Raw genomic sequence first — 15965 nt, 5'->3', positions numbered from 1 at the left:
GAGACCATGAAATTTTTAGTGACAAAAGATCTGGCACACTCTACACTGCTGAGTTATCTGATGGGGAGTGTCGTATTTGCGATCCTCCTCTATCTCGGGTTTGATATGGTGCTTCATGGGTATGTGATCGGTTTGGATATGCAGAGTGTTTCTGTGACACTTTTGGGTGATGCAGAGAACTTTGTTGAACCTATACTGATAGATTCACTGCTGCTGCAGGTACATATCGATCTCTTTATGACACTCTTTGCACTTTTGATACTCTCCTCCATCTATATCCGTCTCTATTCGGAAAAAGTAAAGACCAAATGGGTGGTACATCTTCTCTTCATCATGGGAATGCTGGCACCTGTGACATTGCTGCTTGCCTATTTTGCCACTGCATCATTGACAGCTGTATGGCTGATAAGCTTTGTACTGTGGCATCTTCTGGCATCTATCGTTGCTCTTTTGATTCTGAAGAAACTTTTGTTCAAATGAAAAATACAGCACTCTATAACATACCTATCATATATATGGTTATCTATGTCATTTTAATCTTAGTGAGCGGACTGTGGCTCTTTTTGCTTTCTCAGGGATTGGAGTGCAATGAGAGTGTTTTCAGTACGCTGAAAAGTGTTGTCATTACTCCTGCAGAAAAGAGTGTAGAAGGATTGATCGAAGTGGCTACGCCGCATATGTTTGCCATAGGTACGCTTATTTTTGTAGTGGCACACTTTATGCTGTTCAGTACCAATTTTTCACAAAAGATCTCTTTGATCGTGGCAATGGCCCTTTTTGTTTTTGCATTGTTCGATATCTTTTCCTACTTTGCCGTTGCCTTTGGGCTGGTAGTATCAGGATGGATCAAACTTGCGGCACTTTCTGGTTTTGTACTGCTATTTTTGCTGATGCTTGGGCTGGTCGGGTTTTCTTTGTAGTCTAACCACTCAATAGTCACAAGATCGGTCAAATTTCCATAGTGAACCTTTCCTTCATTATCTACCAGTACAAAGCCTATCTCTTTTCTCTCTTTTAAAAATGCCAATGCTTCTGCTTTAGACATCACCGAGAGTGCGGTGGCATAGGCATCGATCTTGGCATTGTTCGCAGTCGTAAAAAGCGATACGGAAACAAATTCACGCCCCTGTGAAGCTGTTTTTGGATTGATGAGGTGATGTTCTTCTTTAGTGGTGGCAAATCTCCTATAGGTACCGCTTGTAGAGATAGAGAGTTGCGCTTTTTTGCTTTTGACCCTGGCAAAGGTCTGTTCAGAATAGGGTGACTGAAGATAGACCTCACATCGATCCAAACATCGGATATCCCCGCTCAGAGCGATGATCCCTTCGGTGATATTTTGTTCATCAAGGTAGTGGGCAACTTTGTCTGCACCATATCCTTTACCCATACCACCCAGGTCTATAGTGATGTTTTTATCAGTCATGATATTCTGATTATCTATAACTATGCCGTGAATATCCAAATGGGCCTTTTCTAAAGCTTCTCTTGAGGGAGAGTAGGTTGTCTCTTCTCCAAAATGGTAGAGTTTTTTTGAGATCGATCCGATCGTGATATCAAAGTACCCGTTGCTCTGATGATAGTAAGATATGGAGAGTCGAAGTGCTTCAGCCAGATAAGGGTCATACGCTACGTGATGGGTCTTGTTCAGTTTTGCCAGTATGGCACTCTCATCATAGGTAGAGAGGGAATTTTCGATACGCTGAATCAGTTCAAAGGATCGGGTGATCTCTTGGCTGTATGTTTCTGGTAGTGAAATGCTTACGAAAGTCCCCATATGAACCTGTGTACGTGTTTGCAGGCCCTCCTGTGCAAGTACAAACAGAGGGTAGAGGAGAACAATGAGAAGTCGCATTAACGCTTCTCTAATATTTCGATGATCCCTTTAAAATCTTTTTCATGCCCAAAACAGCTGTTGGAGTTACAGAGCATAAAACCCTCATTGGTGTCATTTTTCAAAAGTGAGAAAGGGTGAGGAAGGGTATCTAGGTCATTGATATGTGTCTTAAGTGCATCCTCTTTGGCTTTGATAATGACATCATCTTTGAGATAACGGATCACCATACGGCTCATACGCGGAGTAGAGATGGGTTGGCGCATGATATCATAAGAATAGATCTCCAGCGTTTTAAAGACGAACTTTTTATAGACGGTATCCACCAAGGATGAGATGCTATAGAGTACTGAGATCATGGTAGCAACGGAAGAAGGGTAGGAGCTGTCATAAATGTCCGCATTGGTTTCAAACTCTCCGCGTGAGAACTTCCATTTTCCCTGGTCAAAGTACTTTTCAATGGCACTGTTCGCCAGTTTGGTTGCCGTCATAAGATAGGTCTCATCAAGCGTACTCTGATACGCTTCGATGAGCGTTTCCGCAAGATAGGCATAATCTTCCAAAAATGCTTTGATCTTCGGTTTTTTACCCATCAGTGTAGAGTGAAAGAGTTCAGAATTGATATACATACTCTCCAGCAATGCATCCAGAGATCTGATAGCCGGTTTGAGGTAGGCATTATCTGTACGGGAGGCTTTGAAAAGTGTTTTGATCATCATGGCATTCCATGAGACAAGTACTTTTTTGTCTATGAAAGGATGGGTACGCTTTTCTCTGCGTTTTCTCAGTGCCTGTATCGCTTCATCATAGTAAGGAATGTCGCATTGTGCGGGGTCATCTATACGAACGATGTTCTTGCCTTCAAAGTTTCCCTCTTCTGTGATATGCAGTGCCTCGGCAAGTGCAGCATGCTCCTCTTTTGGGATACCGGCTTTATCAAAAGACTTTAAAGCCTTTTCATAGGTATAGACAAAGTATTTACCCTCTTCTCCTTCCGTATCGGCATCCGAGGCAGAGTAGAAAAGGCCCTCTTCACTCCTATTTTGTATCATAAAGTCTATCGTTTCAAAAGCAACAGATCTGTAAAAATCCTTGCCACTGACATGATAGGCTTTGAGGTAGACCTCTGCCAGCAGGGCATTGTCGTATGTCATCTTTTCAAAATGGGGTACGAGCCATTCATTATCGGTAGAGTAGCGGCAGAAACCACCCTCTACAAGATCTCTCAATCCGCCTTTGGCCATACAGGTGAGTGAGTGAAGCGCCATCTCCCGTGTCTCTTTATCTCCGGTGATACGGTAGAGGTCCAAAAGTAGATCAAGCATGGATGCCTGAGGGAATTTAGGTGCTTTGTTAAAGCCGCCGTTCGTATTATCAAAGAGTTGTTTGGCCTGATCTGAGACCCTTGGAATGATACTTAGGTCCAGTTTTGTAGCTTGTATCCTGTCTTCTTTTGGATTGAGGAAACGGAGTATCTCATCGGCTTTTTCAGTAAGCAGCGCTTTCTCTTTGCTGTATTTGTCAGCAATGACCTCGAGTAGACTTGAAAAGCTCATCATCCCGTAACGCGGTTCATCAGGTATGTAGGTGGCTGAGTAAAAAGGCTTTTGTTCCTGTGTTAAAAAGATGGAAGTAGGCCAACCTCCAGGACGCTGGTTCATCAGCTGGTAGACCTCTTGAAAATGTTTATCTATGTCCGGACGCTCTTCCCTGTCTACCTTGACTGCAATGAAATGTTTATTCAGGATCTTTGCAGTCGCTTCATCTTTAAAAGACTCATCTTCCATGACATGGCACCAGTGGCAAGAGCTATACCCTATGGAAAGAAAGATCGCTTTGTTCTCTTTTCGTGCTTTCTCAAAGGCTTCTTCTCCCCAAGGGTACCAGTCTACAGGATTGTCAGCATGTTGCTGTAAGTAAGGGGAGTGCTCATTTTTAAGATGATTTGCCATTTTTAACCTTTATTGTTAACCAATTATTGGTAATATTACACAGCGTATACACGAATAGTACAATAGAATACTATAAAAGTTTAATATAAAAGAGAAAATAATGAATGATTTAGTAAAAAAGTTACTCTTATTGAGTTTCATTTTCAGTACATTTGCATCTGCAGGTTTTGAGAGTGTATTGAAAAAACAGAAGTTTTTATCGCCGGAGGAAGCATTTCAAGTGAGTGCTGTACTCAAAGAGGATGCGATAGAAACCAAGATCATCATGGCAGATAAGATCCATGTCTATAAAGACACATTGATCTATAGAATCATTTCTCCCTCATCTTTAGAATTGACGGTTACAAAACCACAAGCACATGATTTTGATGGTGATATGGTGTATGAAAAAGAGGTGCTTGTCACCATTCCTACAAAAGAGATCACCTCCAAAGTGAAAGGTGACTACACTATTGAGATCGAGTTTCAGGGATGTTCAGATGCAGGTATCTGCTATCAACCTATTAAAAAAACCTTTGATTTCAAAGGAGAAGAACTCGGTCTGTTCGACAAGATATCACAATCTTTAAAAGAGGGGAATACAGCAAAAATAGCAGATCTTTTGGTGAATGAAAGTTCCATATTCATCTTGCTTCTTTTCTTTATTTTTGGTTTATTGTTATCTTTGACACCATGTATTTTCCCTATGATACCTATCTTGTCATCAATCATCGTTTCACAGCAGGGAGGCAATGAAAAACCAAGCGTAGCCCAGGCATTTTTTACCTCTTTGGTCTATGTGGTTTCTATGGCTCTGACCTATACGGCTGTAGGGATCATAGCGGGACTGGTCGGTGCAGATATACAGGCCGCGATGCAAACACCTTGGGTCCTGACGCTTTTTGCAGCGATGTTCGTAGCGTTGGCATTTTCCCTATTTGGATATTATGAGATCGGACTTCCCGCTTCATGGCAGTCAAAATTGAGCAGTGTAAGCGACAATGCCCAAGGTAAAGGTATCGTGGGTACGTCTATTATGGGTCTACTCTCTGCACTGATCGTCGGGCCGTGTGTAGCACCACCGCTTGGCGGGGCGGTACTGTTCATTTCCCATACGGGTGATGCACTTTTGGGCGGGTCGGCACTCTTTATCATGAGTATCGGTATGGGTATGCCGTTGCTTATCGTGGGACTGGGAGCAGGTAAATTTATGCCAAAACCTGGTGGATGGATGACAGCGGTTTCTCAAACGTTTGGTGTGATGATGCTGGGTCTTGGAATCTTTATGCTTTCACGTATACTCCCCGAGGGTCTTACGATGATATTGTGGGCATTGTTGCTGATAGGTACGGCACTCTATATGGGAGTCTTTAATCCTAGCAGCGCGACACAAGGTGCAAAGAAACTCCTTCAGCTCTTGGCTATGGTGTTCTTACTTTACGGGGTATCACTCTTCATCGGCGGGATAAGCGGCGCAAGTTCAATGCTCAGACCTTTTGAAAGATTTACACAGGTGCATATTGGTGCAGCAAACAGTGTATCAATGAGTGTAGAGAAAGAGAGTCACAGAGGCTATAGTGTCGAGCGCCTTATGAAAGAGGTACGTGAGTCAGAGAAGCCTGTAGTGGTGGACTTTGGTAAAAAGTCTTGTACTGCATGTACAGAACTTGAAGAGATTACGTTCCCGGATCCACGTGTACAAGAACATCTTAAAAACTTCACATTTATCAAGATAGACCTCACTGACAATACGGATGCCGACAAAGCATTACTGAAGAAGTTTGAACTTTTCGGTACACCGAACATCATCTTTTTTGATAAAACAAATAACTATTTGCCTGAAAAGAGCTTGACAGGGTTTGTTCCTCCTGCAGATTTTGCCACACATTTAGAGAGTATCACGCAATAAACTCTCATACTTCTTGCTGTATAAAGCATTTTTCTACACCTGATCATTGAATTTTATATGGTTCCTATGATGCTCCTAGGGGGAGTATCATTCACTGAATTTATTTATTACTATCCTATAATGATTAAAAATTAACCATTATGTTGATTATAAATTGTGGTTATCATGTTATCATTTTTGTACAAATATTACAAGACAAGGAACGTAAAATATGAAAATGAGCAAAATGAGTTATATTGCTATCGCTGCAATGAGTGTGATGATGGGAACCACTTCTGTAGCGCAAGCAGAAGAAGTAAACAGTGTATCAGAGATATTGAGTAATGGGAAGTACTCTCTTCAGATCAGACCAAGATATGAATTTGTAGATCAAGACAATGCCAAAGAGAATGCCAATGCATTTACGGTGAGAACAGTGCTTGGAGCGAAATTTGATACATTGGGTGTTGATGGGTTGGCAGCACAATTGGAAATGACCAATGTAAGCAATTTCGGTGCGGACAATTATGCACCAGAAAGTGCAGAATATTCTGTGGTTGCAGATGGTGAGCAGACGAGAGTCACTCAGGCAAATCTCTCCTATGCCAAAGATGGTTTCGTCGGTATGGTAGGACGAAAAGGTGTCAATTTAGATAATATGAGATTTATAGGAACAGTAGGCTGGAGACAGATGCCACAGACTTATGATCTGGCATCCGTAGCATATAAGGGTATAGAGAAGCTTGACCTCATGGCCGCATATGTTTGGGGTGTCAATAGAATTTTCGACAGAGAACTAGGCGGACTAAAAACCCCGGATTTTGATACCAATACAGTATTATTGCATGCTTCTTATAAAGCTATGCCTGAGTTGACCATTACTGCTTATGATTATATGGTTGCAAGTTTTGCGGACCATGTCGGTATCAGGGCAACAGGGGGAACTACACTGGACAATGGGGTGAAACTGAACTACATGGCAGAGTATGCGAAACAGATGGATCCGTCACTCACTGAAGAGAGTGCACCATTCAATGATGCTGAACCTGAGCAGGATGCCGACTACTACAGATTTGGATTGAGCGGGAGTCACCACGGGTTTACTGCGGGTGCATGTTATGAAGTGTTGGGAGAAGCTGGAAGCGGTGCAAGTCCATTTAGTACACCGCTTGCCACACTGCATGCACATAACGGGTGGGCAGATATGTTCCTAGCTACACCTGCTGACGGTCTTGAAGATATCTCTGTCAAACTGGGATACGGAGATAAAACATTTGGAAAGATACTGGGTGTGTATCATAAGTTTGACAGTGATGCAGGAAGTGTCGATTACGGTTCAGAGTTCGATATCGTCTACACGAAAAAAGTGATGAAAGATGTAAATATGATGCTCAAAGGTGCAATGTATGCAAAAGGTGATGCTGCAACGACTTATGTAGATACGAATAAATACTGGGTAATGTTCGATTATAAATACTGATCGAGTTTGCATGTAGAAGGGTGGATATCCTTCTGCAGTAAATAGTAGTACAGGTTAGTGGATTATTCAGCTATAATGTCACTATCACATTGTGAGTATATCACAATACAAAGAAACGGAATAACACACATGAATGAAAAATCAAAAAACCTGCATATAGAGATCGGAAAGATCAATACCCTCGAAGTCGCTAGAGATACGGACTACGGTTTGTTTTTAGAGGCAAAAGATGACAGTGAAGTACTGCTCCCCAATGTCTATGTCATGGAAGATGAGATGCCTATAGGTGCACTGATAGATGTCTTTGTCTATACCGACAGTGAAGACCGTCCTGTAGCAACCACCAAAATGCCTTATGCAAAACTTGGAGAGTACGGCTACTTTACGGTCGTGGATTACAAGTCTTACGGTGCATTTGTGAACTGGGGACTTCCTAAAGATCTTTTCGTTCCTCTTTCACAGCAAAAAGAGTATTTTAATATCGGTAAAAAGTATCTGTTACGTGTCTGTCTGGATGAGCAGACGGGTCGTCTCTACGGTACACAGAAAATAGGCAAATATTTCAACAGGGACATGAGCGGTCTGCATCAGAACAAAAAGCTGGATGCCATTGTTCTGGCTAAGACACCGTTGGGGTATAAAGTCGTAGCCGATAACCAGTACGAAGGCATGCTTTTTGACAATGAGATTTTTGAAGAGATACGTGTAGGCGACCGTAAAGAAGTCTATATCAAAAAGGTGAGAAAAGACTATAAGTTAGACCTTTCGTTACAGCCCATTGGAAAACAAGCAGCGTTAAGTCAGGCTCAAGGCAATATCTTGCAACTGTTGAAAGAAGCGGATGGTACGTTGCCTTTTACCTATAAAAGTGATGCAGAAGAGATCAAAAAGGTCTTTGGCATGAGCAAGAAAAATTTCAAACGTACGTTGACAGAACTGATAGAAAGTAAAAAAATAGAATTAACAGATGATGCAATCGTTTTATTGTGATAGTCTCATGAGTGAAATCATAAAGGAAAAAATATGGAATTAATGGATTTATTAAAAGTAGCTGCATCTATGATACAAGGCAATGGCGATGAAGCAACGGCCGGATTAGATGCAGAGGATATCGCTAATGCGCTTAATACGCTTGTAGGAAATGGTCAGGGTGGACTTGATCTTGTAAAATTTGTAGGCGGATTGTCTCAAAATGGTTTGGGTGAGATCGTAGGATCATGGCTAGGTAATGGTGAAAACAGACCTATCTCCCTGGAGCAGATCACAACACTTCTGGGTGCCGATAACATTGACACCTTTGCTTCAGATCTTGGCATCTCTCAAGAGAGTGCAGCAGGTGCTTTAGCTGATGTCATACCTAAGGTCGTAGATATGGCAACAAGAGGAGAAGCGACGGTCATGGATGAAATGCTCTCTAATGCCGGTGGACCTAATGGGGCTATGGAGATGCTGGGCAAGATGTTCAGATAAGCATCTTAGATGATATGTATCTGATCATGCGAAAACCTTATAAAAACTACTAATATAGAACATTTTATAAGGTTTTTATTTTTTGTGAAATTTGTGTATTAAGTTTTTCGTTTATACTGCATTAAAATAGCTATTTGGATTATCGAAGATTTTTTCTTCAATGACTTCTTAAATATTGTTAAGGAACTGGAAGATGTTTTAGCCAAAAAAAAGCAGTATCAAATGTGTAGCCCCTACCATTGCAGTCAAAACAATGAGTGATAATGAAAATGTCCCAGTAAATTCATTTTTGGGATGTGATCTAAATAAATAGTGAATTCCCAGATGGAGTATGAGAAAAATATCCATAATAATCTGAAACCTATAACGCATACTCTCTGACGAGTGCGTTATAGCCCAGAAGATTAATAGCAGTAGAGGTATATGAAGTATAACAAAAATCCGATACCCAAGACTTTCTTCAAGTCGGTGTATAAAAGGAAACATCCTCCATTCATGAGATGAAATGGCGTCAAGTTCGTGAGTTAACAGAAGTACTATACCGATATAAAAAATAGTATCAGTGAGCATTTGTTTCCTTATTATACTCTTTGTTCTCATAACTATTTAATTAAAGGAACAAAGTGTTTTTCTACATATGATATTTCAATAGTAAGAGTATATCAAAAATAGCTCACATCCAAAACCTTATAAAATATATAACTTTATGATGGTCTTCCATCGAAGATATTTTTTTTATATCAAGACACTTTTGATATACTCTTAATATTGCTATACACGATCGATTGGTATTTTGTTTCTTTAATCAATGGTTGATCGGTGTATTTCCTATTATATTTGGTATGGCTGTTAAGTATTGAAGTTATGGTTATCACAATTCTAATTTTGGAGTTATGCATGAACGAACAGATCAAGATAAAAAAAGAAGACACTGTACGGACCATTGAGTTCTACAATCCACCGTATAACTATATAACCCTTACTATGCTGCGTGAACTATATGACCAGCTTCTCAAAGACCGTGATGATGATTCTATACGGGTTATGGTACTCAGCGGCGGTCTGGAAGATACCTTTCTTACCCATTACGATGTTGATGATCTCATAGACTTTCACAACGCTATCGCCAAAAAAAGGTCCTCCGTTGCCAACCGTATGGCTGCTTATTTTCTTTGCTGGCTGTTTGACAAAATGGATCGATGGTCCTGGCTTGAGCGTATGGTCCTAAAACACACACAAAAGCGTTCCAATGGTGAACAGAGTATTTTTTACTGGAGCCGTTGTCTGCAGATCCTCGAGAACTTTCCTAAGCCTGTAATCGCAGCGATCAACGGCTTGGCACTTGGCGGCGGTTGTGAGATCTCTCTTTGCTGTGATTTTCGATATATGGCCGATGGCGATAATTACCGTATAGGACTGCCAGAAGTACTACTAGGTATCACACCCGGGGGAACAGGTACACCGCTTCGGCTTCCACGTATCATTGGAGAAGGCAGAGCTATGGAGATGCTAATGACCGGTGGGATCTATCCTCCATCCAAAGCAGAAGCGATGGGTCTGATCAACCATGCCCTTCCACCGGATGAATTAATGCCTACAGTCATGAAGCTGGCTAAAAAACTCTCACGTGGAGCCCCCATAGCACAGGCATGCATCCGTAGATCGGTACGAAAGGGCAGCCGGATGGACTGGTCCAAGGGGCAAGTATTGGAAATGGCTGGAGCACTTACAGCCATGAACTCTGAAGATGCGGGCCGTGGTATGAAAGCCTACGTGACCCGTGTCGCCTCCCAATTCAAAGGTGTGGAACCGGAAAAACGGTTCGAGCTCTATGATGACCTTAATAGTGGTAATCTGACAGACTTCAAAGGAGAATAGAAGATGCGGGATCTAAGGGGTAAAGTAGCCGTCATTACCGGCGCGGGCTCCGGTATCGGCCGCGGGCTGGCTATCAACCTGGCAAAAGAAGGATGTTCTCTGGCTTTGGCTGATGTGGATGAAACAGGTTTGGTCGAAACTCTCAAACTGCTTGAAGATAAAAATGTAGAGGCCAGAAGATACCGGGTAGATGTTTCCGACAAAGAACGTGTCTATCGTTTTGCCGATGAAGTGATCGAAGCCTTTGGCAAGGTAGACATCGTTATCAACAATGCAGGTGTACAACTGAAAGAGACACTAGAAGATGTCACTTATGAAGATTTCGATTGGCTGATGGGTATCAACCTTTACGGTGTCATATACGGCTGTAAAGCATTCCTTCCGTATTTGAAAAAAGAGCCCATAGCCAACCTTGTCAACATCTCAAGTGTACAAGGCTTTTTTACTAACCCCAACAGCGGCCCATACTGTACCAGTAAATTTGCCGTGCGGGGATTTACCTTGACATTGGCCCAGGAGCTAAGAAATTCTAACGTCAATGTCTCTTGTGTATACCCGGGTGGAGTGCGTACCAACATTGTGAAGAACGAAAGATTCTACAAGATTTCACAGCCTGAACTCTCTAAAGAGGATGAAGCAGCGAGGTTTGAAAAATATGTATGCTGGATCTCTCCTGACAAAGCTGCAAAGATAATCATTAAAGGCATTAAGAAAAATAAACCTAGTATCCTGGTAGGGCCGGACGCTAATTTTTACGAGTTCATAAGTCGTCTTATCCCTATGACCTGGCAAAAATTAATGGCCAGGTTTTAAAGAGTATTACGTTGAGATACTTATATTGGAAGGATAGAGAAACCCGTGAGCGTCCGTGGTCACTCACAACTTCACTCATCGACGCTCTTTAAAATATAAGGTATACATCCTTAACTAAGGATATCCTTTTTCATCTGTTCAAACTCCTCCTTTGTAATCTCTCCATTCGCATATCTCTTTTTCAATATTTCTAAGGCTGAATCCGTTTCTTCACCTTTTTTGTAATATCCTTCTGGTCCCCACCACGGTACTCGGCAGCCTCCGTGGCCACGTCCAAAAAATACAAAGAAGATGATAATCATAATTACGAACATAAGCATAGGGAAAATCCACATTCCTCCCCCATGCCACATACAAGGTTGATCTGCTATCATAGTCGTTTCCTCCTTATGGTTTTATCTACCATTTGATATGGTCTGACTATCTCTGAAAAGAACAAAAAGTTCTTCTATAGAGTATATCAAAATATATTTATATAAATGAAATTTTATAATAATAAATTATAGTAATGGTCTCTTTTAGTAAGAAATGGATCTATAGTCAGACAGAATATCTGCTTTAATACCTTATAAAATTATATATTTTATAAGGTTTTTAATCTCAATGTTTATATTCTTTGTATGACAATATGTCATACTTATCGTATTCTTTTCATACTTCGCTAGAATAGTGTTAAAACTACGGGATATGATGTGCGATATTTACTTTTATTTTTACTACCCATTTTTGTATTTTCCAAACCTTTTAAAGTAGCCACCTATAATGTGGAAAACCTTTTTGATGCAGAGTATGTTGGTACGGAATATGATGACTACACGGTAAAACACAACTGGACACAACGTATGGTAGACATCAAACTGAACCATACAGCTGAGGTCATCTGTGATCTTGATGCAGATATCCTGGGGCTTCAGGAAATCGAGAACGATCATATACTCCAACAGCTGATGACAAGGCTGAAGAGAGTGGGATGCCCCTATGGATATTCGGCCATCACCCATAAAAAGAATGCACCGATCCAAGTGGCACTGTTATCACGTTACCCTATTGCAAAACAAAACGAGATAGCGGTGAGTACGGCTGCAGGTGTGAGAAATATATTGGAAGTGGAGGTAGATATCAAAGGGACCCCGCTAACATTGTTTGTGAACCATTGGAAATCCAAGGCCTATCATGGGTATGAGAGCAAACGTATCAAGTATGCCAAAGCCCTGCAGTCACGTATCGCACAGATGCCTGAGACAAAAGAGTACATCATATTGGGTGATTTTAACAGTGATCATAATGCTTACCTGACATTAGAAAACAAGATCAACGATACGTATGGTAAAACGGCATTCAATGATGTACTAAAAACCAAAGTAGGCGCCTATCTTGTGGAAGAAGAGGAGATGCTAAAAGCAGATAAGGGTGTACACTATACCTTATGGAAGGAGTTGCCGGTAGATCAGCGCTGGAGCCATAAGTTCTACGGGAAAAAATCCAGTCTGGACCAGATCGTCCTTCCCAGACAGATGTTCGATGGTCAAGGGGTGGATTATGTCAACAACTCTTTTAAAGTCTTTAAAAGATCTTACCTTTTTACAAAGAGAGGGTACATCAACAAATGGGAGTATAAAAACGGTAAACACAGGGCAAAAGGCTATTCTGACCATCTCCCTGTCTATGCCTATTTTGATACCAAGTCTTATATCGCTGAAGAGAAAAAAAGAGCTCTGAAAAGAGTAGAAACAAAAAGCATCGAGGATCTCTATAACATAGAGGCTTTGGAAGGGAAGATCAAACTTGAAAATGTCGTAGTGGTATTGAAAAGAGGCCGTAATGCCGTCGTAAAACAGCGTATGCAGGGACGAGGCATTTATCTGTACGGCTGTGCAGGCAGATTACAAGAAGGGCACAAGTATGATCTCCTTGTAGAAGGCATCAAAACCTATCATGGGTTAAAAGAGATCACCCATGCCTACAGCTTAAAAGACAAAGGTGTAGTAGAGAGTGAACAATATATGCTGAGCGGTGATACTTTTGCATCTAATGAAATACCGCAGAACGAAGTACTCAAAGAGATCTCGGGTATCTATAAAAATAAATTTTTGTATTTCAATGATAAAAAGGTTCCTCTCTATTTTAAAAAGAAGAAATTTACCCCTGCAAATGGCAGCCGTCTAAAGATACACTATGCACATCTTGGTTATTATAAGAAGCTACAAGTAGTGATCTACAATAAAAAAGATTTTGAGATATTGGAGTAAATATGGCATATTATAGTTGGATGTTGGCATTTCACGTGATGAGCTTTGTCTCCTGGATGGCGATGTTGTTTTATCTGCCGAGACTGTTCATCTATCATCGTGAAAATGCTGATACGAAAGCATTTACCGATATTGTGGAAATTCAAGAGTATAAACTTTTTAAGTATATAGGTGTACCGGCGATGTGGGCAACGATCATCTCTGGTGCTTTTATGCTCTATCTGAATTCGGGTATTTTTTCAAGCGGCGGATGGATGCATGCCAAACTGCTGCTTCTCGCGTTCCTTATAGCCTATCATTTCTCTTTGGAGCGTATTCGCAGAACACTTATAGAAAATCCACACTATAAAAGCAGTAAATACTTCAGGATCTATAATGAGGTACCGACTCTTCTGATGATATTTATCGTGATTATGGTGGTGGTTAAACCCTTTTAATCCATTTGTGTTATAATCAATCGCTATCATCTTAGAAAAAGAAATAGATTAGAAAAAGGAGAGTAGTATGCAGTTACCGACTATCACATTACCAAAAATAGAACTTCCGTTTGATATCCCGGTTTTATGGCACCCTGTTGTAGACCATTTTGTCATCGCTTTGCCTGTAGTGATCCTCTTGTTGGAGCTTGTCAATTTAGTGATGAGAAAGAAAGCAATAAGCGGTATGTCTCTCTTTTTGATCCTTTTAACTGTAGTTGCGGCGGTTGGTGCATATTTTACAGGACTGGTAGATGGGAAAGAAGCCTATCCTGCATTGAATGATGTGGCGAAAGAAGCCCTTGCTGCGCACAAAAACTTAGGGACTTACCTGATGTTGGCATCAGGGGTTATCTTACTGTTTAAACTGATCTCCATGCTTACCGAGAAAAGTGTTATAAGAGCCATATATATCGTCATTCTTATCGCATTTGTTGCAGGTATTTTTGAACAAGGTGAAGAGGGTGGAGAACTTGTCTATAAGCATGGTCTGAATGTTGAACAGGTCAAAGTACTTGATGATGAACTCTTTGATGTTCAAGAAGAACTTGATGAAACGACAGAAGAACTTGAAGAGATGAAATCTTCTGCTGAAGCCAAGAGCGAAGAGACTGTGGAAACAAATACTACGCAGACTGAAGCAAAAACAGCCGTAGAGACTACCCCTGTTGAGACCATCACAGAAAGTGTAAAAACTGAAGTGCAAAAAGAAGCAGAACCATTACAGGTAGAAGGCATGCCCGAAGAGATGGTACAGCCCGAAATTGCTACACATTAAGCAGCTATCTTTTAGCTTATGATCCGCCGTCTCCGGCGGGTGTATACTCTATCTCATATCGTTCATCATCTACATCTGTTTTTAAATTTGAAAGATACTTTGCCATCTCTCTGGTCTGATTTTCATCCAGTGCTTTGGCAAATGATATCATGATGGTACCAAAAGCAGAACGGGTCTTTCCTTTTTGTAGATCTTTAAGTCTTCTGAGTAATATGTCTTCCCGTATCCCTTGTAGTCTGGGAGACGCGCCCATACCTTCACCATACATACCATGGCATCCGTTACATCCGTTTTGCAGATAGAGTGCTTCCATTTCGCTGTTTGCATAGGAAAAATATAAGAGGGTAGTTAAAATAAAGAGTTTTTTCAAAAATTAGATCCTTTACTGTCTTCTTATGACATTCTAACAAAAAAATGCAGATAGAAAATGAAAAGGGTCATTTATAGATGATTCGTGCCAGATAAAGCCCTTCAGGAGGAGCGAGTCTGGTGGTGTGCTTTTTTTGGCATTGTAGCTGTTCTTGAAGTTGTGTTAAACTCAGTTCACCTCTGGCACAAAGCATCGCTGCATCCACCATCATACGTACTTGAGAACGTAGAAAGCCGTTGGCTTGGAAATATATGAAATGGTACCCGTTACGTTCTACATAATCGGTACGATAGATCTCCCGAACGGTAGTATGTGTGATGGTACCTGTCTTATGAAAGAAGTTAAAATCATGTTTCCCTTCAAATGTTTTAAGTGCATTGATCAGTACAACAGGATCGAACGTTTTATAATATGAAATATATTTTTGTTCAAACACAGAAGGTTTATGTGTTTTAAAGACATAACGGTAGACTCTTTTTTTCGCACTGAATCGAGCATGAAAATCATTGCTAGCAACAGAGATATGTTTAAAAGAAATATCTGTCAATTTTCGGTTTACATTGTGTTTGAGTTTCTCCAGGTCATACCAGAAATCCGGCAGATCAAAGTGTATGACCTGACCCGTAGCATGGACACCGGCATCCGTTCTTCCACTCCCGATGATAGGTGAATCTATTTGCAAAGAGGAGAGTGCTTCCTCTATGTCAGCAGTGATGGTCAATTTGGTAGATTTTTGTTTTTGAAAGCCTTGATAGCGGCTCCCATCATAACTGATCACAGCTTTTACACGCATAGAAAGGC

The 15965-nt window shown here is 40.9% G+C and carries 17 protein-coding genes; 11 read left to right on the top strand and 6 right to left on the bottom strand.

Annotation, left to right across the window (positions count from 1 at the left end):
- The first annotated feature begins 6 nt into the window (after window positions 1-6).
- Both MN086_RS08455 and MN086_RS08450 read left to right on the top strand, forming a co-directional pair.
- Window positions 7-480 (top strand): hypothetical protein, encoded by a 474-nt coding sequence (locus MN086_RS08455; protein ID WP_248575576.1) that lies wholly within the window; start codon window positions 7-9, stop codon window positions 478-480.
- Window positions 399-920: a hypothetical protein gene (locus MN086_RS08450; RefSeq protein ID WP_248575575.1), complete on the top strand. Its 522-nt coding sequence runs from the start codon at window positions 399-401 to the stop codon at window positions 918-920. The genes MN086_RS08455 and MN086_RS08450 overlap by 82 nt, the downstream gene beginning before the upstream one ends.
- Here the strand turns inward: MN086_RS08450 and MN086_RS08445 are convergent.
- Both MN086_RS08445 and MN086_RS08440 read right to left on the bottom strand, forming a co-directional pair.
- A complete protein-coding gene (locus MN086_RS08445; RefSeq protein WP_248575574.1) occupies window positions 806-1852 on the bottom strand; it encodes an FAD:protein FMN transferase in 1047 nt (348 codons plus the stop codon). The genes MN086_RS08450 and MN086_RS08445 overlap by 115 nt on opposite strands.
- Window positions 1852-3783, bottom strand: coding sequence for a thioredoxin domain-containing protein (locus MN086_RS08440; protein ID WP_248575573.1), 1932 nt, complete (start codon window positions 3781-3783; stop codon window positions 1852-1854). The genes MN086_RS08445 and MN086_RS08440 overlap by 1 nt, the downstream gene beginning before the upstream one ends.
- A 100-nt stretch (window positions 3784-3883) precedes the next feature.
- Here MN086_RS08440 and dsbD point away from each other — a divergent pair, with 100 nt between their 5' ends.
- The 4 genes from dsbD (at window position 3884) to MN086_RS08420 (ending at window position 8600) form a co-directional block, all read left to right on the top strand.
- Window positions 3884-5671, top strand: coding sequence for a protein-disulfide reductase DsbD (gene dsbD / locus MN086_RS08435; protein ID WP_248575572.1), 1788 nt, complete (start codon window positions 3884-3886; stop codon window positions 5669-5671).
- A 211-nt stretch (window positions 5672-5882) separates the two neighbouring features.
- On the top strand, window positions 5883-7130 hold the full coding sequence (locus MN086_RS08430) for a hypothetical protein (RefSeq protein ID WP_248575571.1): 1248 nt from the start codon (window positions 5883-5885) through the stop codon (window positions 7128-7130).
- A 129-nt stretch (window positions 7131-7259) separates the two neighbouring features.
- Window positions 7260-8120 (top strand): S1 RNA-binding domain-containing protein, encoded by an 861-nt coding sequence (locus MN086_RS08425; protein ID WP_248575570.1) that lies wholly within the window; start codon window positions 7260-7262, stop codon window positions 8118-8120.
- A 33-nt stretch (window positions 8121-8153) separates the two neighbouring features.
- A complete protein-coding gene (locus MN086_RS08420) occupies window positions 8154-8600 on the top strand; it encodes a YidB family protein (RefSeq protein ID WP_248575569.1) in 447 nt (148 codons plus the stop codon).
- Window positions 8601-8798: 198 nt separating this feature from the next.
- Here the strand turns inward: MN086_RS08420 and MN086_RS11065 are convergent, their stop codons facing one another.
- Complete coding sequence (locus tag MN086_RS11065) at window positions 8799-9170, bottom strand: DUF6713 family protein (RefSeq protein ID WP_371875205.1); 372 nt, start codon at window positions 9168-9170, stop codon at window positions 8799-8801.
- A gap of 327 nt (window positions 9171-9497) precedes the next feature.
- Between MN086_RS11065 and MN086_RS08415 the strand changes: the two genes are divergently transcribed.
- Together MN086_RS08415 and MN086_RS08410 are read left to right on the top strand one after the other, a co-directional pair.
- Entirely contained in the window at window positions 9498-10478 is a 981-nt protein-coding gene (locus tag MN086_RS08415; RefSeq protein ID WP_248575568.1) for an enoyl-CoA hydratase/isomerase family protein, read from the top strand.
- A gap of 3 nt (window positions 10479-10481) precedes the next feature.
- Window positions 10482-11291: an SDR family oxidoreductase gene (locus MN086_RS08410; protein ID WP_248575567.1), complete on the top strand. Its 810-nt coding sequence runs from the start codon at window positions 10482-10484 to the stop codon at window positions 11289-11291.
- Window positions 11292-11401: 110 nt separating this feature from the next.
- Here the strand turns inward: MN086_RS08410 and MN086_RS08405 are convergent, their stop codons facing one another.
- Window positions 11402-11665 carry an SHOCT domain-containing protein gene (locus MN086_RS08405; protein ID WP_248575566.1) on the bottom strand — a complete coding sequence of 88 codons (264 nt, stop codon included), beginning with the start codon at window positions 11663-11665 and terminating at the stop codon, window positions 11402-11404.
- Window positions 11666-11983: 318 nt separating this feature from the next.
- On the opposite strand from MN086_RS08405, the gene MN086_RS08400 reads away from it, so the two are divergent.
- The 3 genes from MN086_RS08400 (at window position 11984) to MN086_RS08390 (ending at window position 14794) form a co-directional block, all read left to right on the top strand.
- The gene (locus MN086_RS08400) at window positions 11984-13540 is read left to right on the top strand and encodes an endonuclease/exonuclease/phosphatase family protein (protein WP_248575565.1); all 1557 of its coding nucleotides are present in this window, start codon (window positions 11984-11986) and stop codon (window positions 13538-13540) included.
- Between the two features lie 2 nt (window positions 13541-13542).
- Complete coding sequence (hemJ, locus tag MN086_RS08395) at window positions 13543-13977, top strand: protoporphyrinogen oxidase HemJ (protein WP_248575564.1); 435 nt, start codon at window positions 13543-13545, stop codon at window positions 13975-13977.
- A gap of 67 nt (window positions 13978-14044) precedes the next feature.
- The gene (locus MN086_RS08390; protein WP_248575563.1) at window positions 14045-14794 is read left to right on the top strand and encodes a DUF2231 domain-containing protein; all 750 of its coding nucleotides are present in this window, start codon (window positions 14045-14047) and stop codon (window positions 14792-14794) included.
- 16 nt (window positions 14795-14810) lie between these two features.
- Here the strand turns inward: MN086_RS08390 and MN086_RS08385 are convergent, their stop codons facing one another.
- Together MN086_RS08385 and truA are read right to left on the bottom strand one after the other, a co-directional pair.
- Window positions 14811-15164: a c-type cytochrome gene (locus MN086_RS08385; RefSeq protein WP_248575562.1), complete on the bottom strand. Its 354-nt coding sequence runs from the start codon at window positions 15162-15164 to the stop codon at window positions 14811-14813.
- Between the two features lie 67 nt (window positions 15165-15231).
- Window positions 15232-15957: a tRNA pseudouridine(38-40) synthase TruA gene (gene truA / locus MN086_RS08380; protein WP_248575561.1), complete on the bottom strand. Its 726-nt coding sequence runs from the start codon at window positions 15955-15957 to the stop codon at window positions 15232-15234.
- Window positions 15958-15965: the final 8 nt, after the last annotated feature.

The organism is Sulfurovum sp. XGS-02 (assembly GCF_023213175.1).
Lineage (GTDB): Bacteria > Campylobacterota > Campylobacteria > Campylobacterales > Sulfurovaceae > Sulfurovum.
The sequence above is the reverse complement of the archived record's forward strand: the minus strand, read 5'-3'. Positions and strand labels throughout refer to the sequence as shown.